This is a genomic window from Micromonospora sp. 15K316, assembly GCF_004348525.1.
Lineage (GTDB): Bacteria > Actinomycetota > Actinomycetes > Mycobacteriales > Micromonosporaceae > Micromonospora.
Map to the genome: position 1 here is coordinate 1 of NZ_SMKG01000294.1, position 6,122 is coordinate 6,122.

The window sequence follows — 6,122 nt, forward strand, 5'->3', positions numbered from 1 at the left end:
CCCTCCCACATGCGGCCGCTGGCCAACAGACATCCCGGTCCCGCACTGATCTTGGCAAGGCATTCCGCCAGCGGTAAGCCGACGTGGTCGAGGAATGCCAGGGGAGCCCAACCGGTTCCGCCCTCGGCGCCGTCGACGGTCACCGCGTCGGCGCCGGCGGCCCAGGCCACCTGCGCGGCGTGGGCAACGTCCCTTCCCGGGTGCAACTTGACCCACGTTCGCGCCCGCGGGTAGTTGTTGCGCATCAGTCGAACCTGCTGACGCAGGATCTCTTCGGTAAAAGTGCCCGGGCTGGCGCTGCGCAACGCCCGTCCGCTGCCGTCGTCGAGCACCGCGTCGATGGCGAAACGGTCGGCGACCGCTGGCGCCGAGCTGGCGTCGAGCAGCGTCATCCCGCCCAGTCCGGGCTTAGCGCCCTGTCCGAGCTTCAACTCGAACGCGAGTCGCCCGGATTCGAGCAGCGGTCGCACCGTCGGGTCGCTGTACACGAGGTTCCACACCTCGGCGTCGGCGTCCTCGGTGCTCTGCTGCACGACCACTCCCCCACGCCCGTCAGGAAGTTCTTTGAGGTAGGCACGCACCCTGGTTAGCAATGACACGTCGAGGTCCGGATCCGTACGGCCGAAACCGATCGCCGGAACCACGTTCTCGCCGATGACCATCGGCAGGCCGAGACGGCCGGCCTGCCGGCTCACCGCAGAGCCCAGGGTGGCGCTGGCAACCTGGGTCGAGCCGAGTGCCGTGACAAATAGCGGCAGCGGGGAGCGGAAGCCGCCCAGGTCGGTGTCCAGAGCTACATCGGTGTAGAGCGGCTCCCGACCCAGCTCGATCAACGCCTCGAGTCGACGAGGCATGAAGACGGGTGGCACGATCCGCATGTCGTCGATGGCATCGGACGCCACCGGCGGCGTGACATGAGCCCCGGCGCCCCAGACGCTGTTGCCGTACGACTCCGGAGGCGGGAAGACCCGCCCGGCCCCCTCCCGTGCCCGCGCCCGGACCTCCTGCTCTGGGAAACCGGGCGCCCGCAACGCGCCCGTCATGGCGCCACCACGCCAGGCACCTTGGGGAATGCGCTCGCCTGCCACACCGCCGGTAGTCCCGCGAGGTAACGGGTAAGGCGCTCCACCCCGACACCGAATCCCGCGCTGGCCGGAATGCCGGCCCGTGCCAAATCGAGGTACCAGCCGTACTTCGCCGGGTTTTCGCCTGTCTCCCGCATGCGGGCGACGAGCCTGCCGTAGTCGTACTCCCGCTCGCTGCCGCTGCACAATTCGCCGTAGCCCTCCGGCAGGATGAGGTCGAAGTTCTGCAGCACACCAGGTGATTCCTGGTGCTCCCGGTCGTAGAACCCGCGCGATCCCTTCGGGTAGTCCGTGACGAAGAACGGCCGCTCGGCCTGTCGCGACAGGATCACCTCCGCCTGCCAGTCGATCTCGGCGGCCTCGCTCTGATCGTGGCCGAGCCGTCGCAGCGATTCGACGGCCTGCCCGTGGGTGATCCGGCCGAAGTTCCCGCCCACGGCGGCCACCAACGCTGCTCTGTCCCTGGACAAGGACGCGAGTTCCGCAGGTACAGTGGTGCAGATCATCTCCACCGCGTGCCGGACGAGACCTTCGAGCAGCCCCATGATGTCGTCCCGCGATGCCCCCGCCGCCTCGACGTCGATTTGGTGGAACTCGGCGAGGTGCCGGCTGGTCGAGCTGGTTTCCAGCGGCTCCAGCCGCACATTCGGGGCGATGTAGAAAATCTTGTCGAAGCTCAGCAGCGCGGCCTGCTTGTAGAGGATGGCGCTGGTCATCAACTTGTACCGGTGTCCGTAGTAGTCGACGTCGACCTGTTTGGCCCCGCGTGCTCCGGGGTCCGTCACGGGACCGATGATCGGCGACAGCAACTCCACGAAACCTTTCGCCCGCAGGTACTCCCGGGCGGCGGTCAGCAGGCAGTGCTGGATGGTGAGCGCCGATCGGGTGATAGGCGAGGCAAGGTGGCGGCCTGGGTCACTCGGCAGCTCGGGCGATCCGGCGTCGATGTCCGTCTGCGGCAAGGTCCTGGTCACAGATCCTCCTAGCGGTTGTCGTCGGGTTGACTCATGAGCGGGCGGTGACTCATGGTTCGCCGCCCACGACGGCCGCCCAGGGCAGCACTGTCGAACTTGCGGGAGACGAAGGACAGCGAATCGAGCAGGTCGGCCGATCCGATAGCTCCCCCGGTCCGCGGTCCGTCCACCGCAGGGATGGGCAGGGCGCCGAGCGCCGACCAGCGCAGCCAGCCGCTCGAATCGATGTATGCGCGGGTTTGGCCGGCGTTGTCCGGATGCAGGCAGAACGGAATGTCCAACCAGCCTCGCCGGAACGCCTCGACCAGGGCGACTCCGACGTCGGAATGCAGCGACAGGGTGGCCTCGACGAGGGCCCGCGCCTCATCGAGGAGGCCGGTGTTCGTCACCGGTGCCGTGTTCGGCGCCGCCGCCCTCTCCGCCGCCGCGACCGACGCGGCATACTCCATGGCGGCGACGTTCTCCGCGATCGACGGGATGCGATGCGCCTCGGCAGTCGTCTTGACGATTAGCCGCGCCGAGCCGGTACGCACGGCGAGCCGCGCTGCCTCCGCCAGGACGCCGTTCGCACCCTCAGGCGTGCGCGGAAAGAGACCCATGTAGGTGTAAAGCACCACGTGCCAGTCACAGTCGTCGAGCAAAATTCGGGCTAGGTGCCGCAGCGCGAGGATGGCCTCCCGGTCCTGCTCTGCGTTGCTCTGCTGGGCGTAACTGACCGAGACACTCCGAACGCCGTGTTGGCGGAAGAACATCGCCTCTAGCAGGCTGAGCGCCACCAGCAGGCTCGGCGGACACAGTTGCCCCAAGAGGCAACCGCCGAAGGTTTCCAGATGCGGATCTGCCTGCGCCGAGCCGTTTTGGGTGAACATCTCGCAAGCCTGCGCCCAGTTGCGCACCGACTCGCGCAGCGGCAGCCGGCTGTACGGCATGCAGTAGGAGACGGGGCCACCCTCGGTGGCGTCCAGTCCCACCGCCATCAGGGCGGCGAAGATGTGCTGGGGACGTGCGGAGCCGTGCCTGACCTGGACCGGGAAGGTCTTGTCCCGTACGCCATGAAGCACCCTGCGGCTCACGAGCAGGTCGTGGTCGGCGATCGGGTAGCCGTTGAGTTCCAACCCCGCGGCTAGCGCCGTCTGCACCGCGTTGCGGTCCCCGGTCCGGGTGAAACTGTCGACGGTGATGGTGCCGGCGGTAGTCGCCCGGGCGGCCTTCGTCGCTTCCAGTCCGGCCCGCATGACGGCGGGGTCGCTCATGCCCATTCTCGGCTGGACCACCAGACGACCGGCCTGGTGTTGATCAGCGACGAACTGGCCGAAGGAGCCGCAGGCCGGCTGCCTGCCCGCGGCCCCTTCCGCCGGGCGCTGGTGGTTCACGACGTCACCCCGACCGGCAGCGCCGCCACAAATGAGCGGAACAGCTGGATGTCCGCGTCCTCCTCGAATACGCCGTCGAACCCTGCGTCGACGAGCGAGGCCGAGCTCCGGTGGTCCGGCCCGGAGATGCCGAGCTTGCCGCCGATGACCACCGGCATCTGCCTGAGTTCGGAATGGTTGCGCAGCACCCTGATCAGGCGGCTGCCGTCCTGGAAACCGTGACCGTTGACGGTGCTGACGACCAGCAGGTCGGGACGGTTTCTCAGGCACTCCGCTACGATTAGCTGATCCGGAGCGCAGGGGCCCAAATTGACAACCCGACAGCCGGCTTCTTCCAACACCAGCTGCAGGTAGACGAGATTCCAGGTGTGCGAATCGGACGACACGCTCGACACGATGACGGTACGACTCGCGGTGCCGAGCTCCGCGGGGCAGCGAACGAGTTCCATGGCCCGCATTTACTCCTGACTCGAAGATTTGTTCGACGGTCGACGTTGGATATGCAGCCGAGCACTGACTCAGCCGATGCGGTGCAGCCACCCGTCGGGGTCCGGGGCCAGGCCGTGGTGGAGGTCGACGAGCGCCTCCCGCAGCCGCAGCGTCACGGGACCGGGTCCACCGTCGCCGATCGTCCAGTCCCCGTCGACGTCACGCACCTGGTACACCGGGGTGACCACAGCGGCGGTGCCGCAGGCGAAAACCTCCGTGATCAGACCCTGGCGGCATTCGTCCCGCCACTGGTCCACCGAGATCCGCTCCTCTCGCGGCCGGTAACCCAGCCGCTCGGTCAGGGTGAGCAGGCTGTTCCTTGTGACGCCGGGCAGGAGGGTCCCTGTCAGCGCCGGAGTCACCACCTCGGCGTCCTTTCCCCGACCTCGGACGAAGAAGAGGTTCATCCCGCCCATCTCCTCCACCCAGCGGCGTTCAACCGCGTCCAGCCAGACGACCTGCTGGCATCCGGCCTGCTCGGCGGCACGCTGCGCGAGGAATGACGGGGCGTAGTTGGCGGCGATCTTGACGTCGCCCGTCCCGCCCGGGATCGCCCTACTGTGTTCGCGGCTGACCCAGACCGAGACCCCGCTCACCTGCTTGCCGAAGAAACCGCCCGCGACGAACGCCATCAGCAGGAAACGGAAGGTGTTCGAAGGCCGCAGCATCAGCGAAGGGTCCGTCCCGAACACCATGGGCCGCAGGTAGATGCTATGCGCGGGGTCGTCGGAGAGGTGCGCCTCGTCGGCGACGATGAGGTCCTCGATGGCCCGTACGAAGAGGTCTTCGGGAACCTCGGGGATGACCACCCGCCGCGCCGACCGCTGGAAGCGCCGGGCGTGGTCCCTGGGGCGGAACACCGCCATCGTCCCGTCGTGCTGGCGGTGCGCCTTCAGTCCCTCGAAGGCGACCTGAGCGTAGTGCAGGCCCAACGTGCCCGGGTGCAGAGACAGGTTTTCCAGGCGGCGCAGGTCAGCTCCGTGCCAGCCCTCGGCCGGCGTCCAGTCCATAGTGACCATGTGGTCGGTGAAAGCGTCGCCGTGACCGGGGTTGTGCACCACCCGGGAGGCGTTGGTGACCCGGAGTGCGGGTGCGGAGGCCATTAGATCTCCTTTCAAACCAAGGGGGCGAAGAAGAAGGTGTCGCGGCGGGAGATCCGCCCGTCGTCCTCGACGACGAAGAAGTCGGCGAAGCGGAGGTCAACGTCCTTGCCGTCGTGGAGCACACCGTGGAACCGGCCGTGCACGGCGACTTTGGCATCGTCGGCCAGCAGGGTGTCAACGATGTGTTCGCCCTCCCGGATCATCCGGACGGCGCGGTAGAAGCGTTCGAACGCGTCCCGGCCGACGATCGGCTGGTAACCCGGCCGGTGATAGGTCACGTCGTCGGTGAACAGGTCGACGAGCGCGGGGACGTCACCGCTGTCGACGAGCGAGTAGCAGCGCAGTACTTGTTCGATCGAGCGGTCATGGTGCGGTGTAGTTCCTGTGGTCACGTCACCCCTCCTTTGGGGATTCGGTATGTGCCGGCGTCGTCTGGGCAGGTGGCTCAGGAGGACGTCCTGCGGGTCAGAAGGGGCCGCGCCTTCGGCGCGGTCTCCAGGCGGGAGGCGATTGCCTCGACGGTGGGCCCCTCGAAAACGGCGCGGATGCTCAGCTCGAGGCCGAAGGCGCTCCTAATCCGGCTGATGAGCCGGGTGGCGAGCAGCGAGTGCCCTCCGAGAACGAAGAAGTTGGCGTCGATGCCGACGGCGTCGAGGCCGAGCAGCTCGCAGAAGAGTGCGCACAACGTTTCCTCGCGGTGGTTGCGCGGCGCTGCGCCGACGGCCAGGCACGCGTAGTCGGGCTCCGGGAGCGCCGCCCGGTCCAGCTTGCCCGTCGGCGTGAGTGGCAGCACGTCCAAGACCACGAAGGCGGCCGGTACGAGGTGCTCGGGAAGGTGACTCTCGGCGTGCCGGCGCAGGTCGACGGGATCTGCATCACCGACGACGTAAGCCACGAGTCGCTTGTTGCCCTGCGCGTCGGTGCGGACCACGGCGGCGGCGCGGCGTACCGCGGGGTGCCGGGACAGGGCTGCCTCAATCTCACCCGGCTCGATCCGGAACCCCCGAATCTTCACCTGCTGATCCGCCCGACCGACGAACTCCAGCACCCCACCGGCCCGCCAACGCACCAGATCACCGGTGCGGTACATCCGCTCCC

The 6,122-nt window shown here is 67.9% G+C and carries 7 protein-coding genes; all 7 read right to left on the minus strand.

Going from position 1 to position 6,122, the window contains the following annotated elements; translation table 11 throughout:
- The coding region (locus tag E1211_RS29835; RefSeq protein WP_132353197.1) for a glutamate synthase-related protein at positions 1 to 1,043 on the minus strand (1,043 nt) is incomplete at its 3' end.
- Positions 1,040 to 2,059 (minus strand): asparagine synthetase A, encoded by a 1,020-nt coding sequence (locus E1211_RS29840; protein WP_132353199.1) that lies wholly within the window; start codon positions 2,057 to 2,059, stop codon positions 1,040 to 1,042. The genes E1211_RS29840 and E1211_RS29835, both read right to left, overlap by 4 nt.
- A gap of 8 nt (positions 2,060 to 2,067) precedes the next feature.
- A complete protein-coding gene (locus E1211_RS29845; protein ID WP_132353201.1) occupies positions 2,068 to 3,432 on the minus strand; it encodes a methylaspartate mutase in 1,365 nt (454 codons plus the stop codon).
- Positions 3,429 to 3,890: a cobalamin B12-binding domain-containing protein gene (locus tag E1211_RS29850; RefSeq protein ID WP_243709763.1), complete on the minus strand. Its 462-nt coding sequence runs from the start codon at positions 3,888 to 3,890 to the stop codon at positions 3,429 to 3,431. The genes E1211_RS29845 and E1211_RS29850 overlap by 4 nt, the downstream gene beginning before the upstream one ends.
- A gap of 60 nt (positions 3,891 to 3,950) precedes the next feature.
- Positions 3,951 to 5,024 (minus strand): branched-chain amino acid aminotransferase, encoded by a 1,074-nt coding sequence (locus tag E1211_RS29855; protein ID WP_132353203.1) that lies wholly within the window; start codon positions 5,022 to 5,024, stop codon positions 3,951 to 3,953.
- An 11-nt stretch (positions 5,025 to 5,035) separates the two neighbouring features.
- Positions 5,036 to 5,416 carry a nuclear transport factor 2 family protein gene (locus E1211_RS29860; RefSeq protein WP_243709764.1) on the minus strand — a complete coding sequence of 127 codons (381 nt, stop codon included), beginning with the start codon at positions 5,414 to 5,416 and terminating at the stop codon, positions 5,036 to 5,038.
- Between the two features lie 53 nt (positions 5,417 to 5,469).
- Positions 5,470 to 6,122 (minus strand): phosphopantetheine-binding protein (locus tag E1211_RS29865; RefSeq protein ID WP_132353205.1); only part of this gene is annotated, 653 nt, incomplete at its 5' end.

Coding starts and splice junctions, on each gene's coding strand:
- E1211_RS29850 (WP_243709763.1), bottom strand. CDS start 3,890: ATGCGGGCCATGGAACTCGTTCGCTGCCCCGCGGAGCTCGGCACCGCG.
- E1211_RS29855 (WP_132353203.1), bottom strand. CDS start 5,024: ATGGCCTCCGCACCCGCACTCCGGGTCACCAACGCCTCCCGGGTGGTG.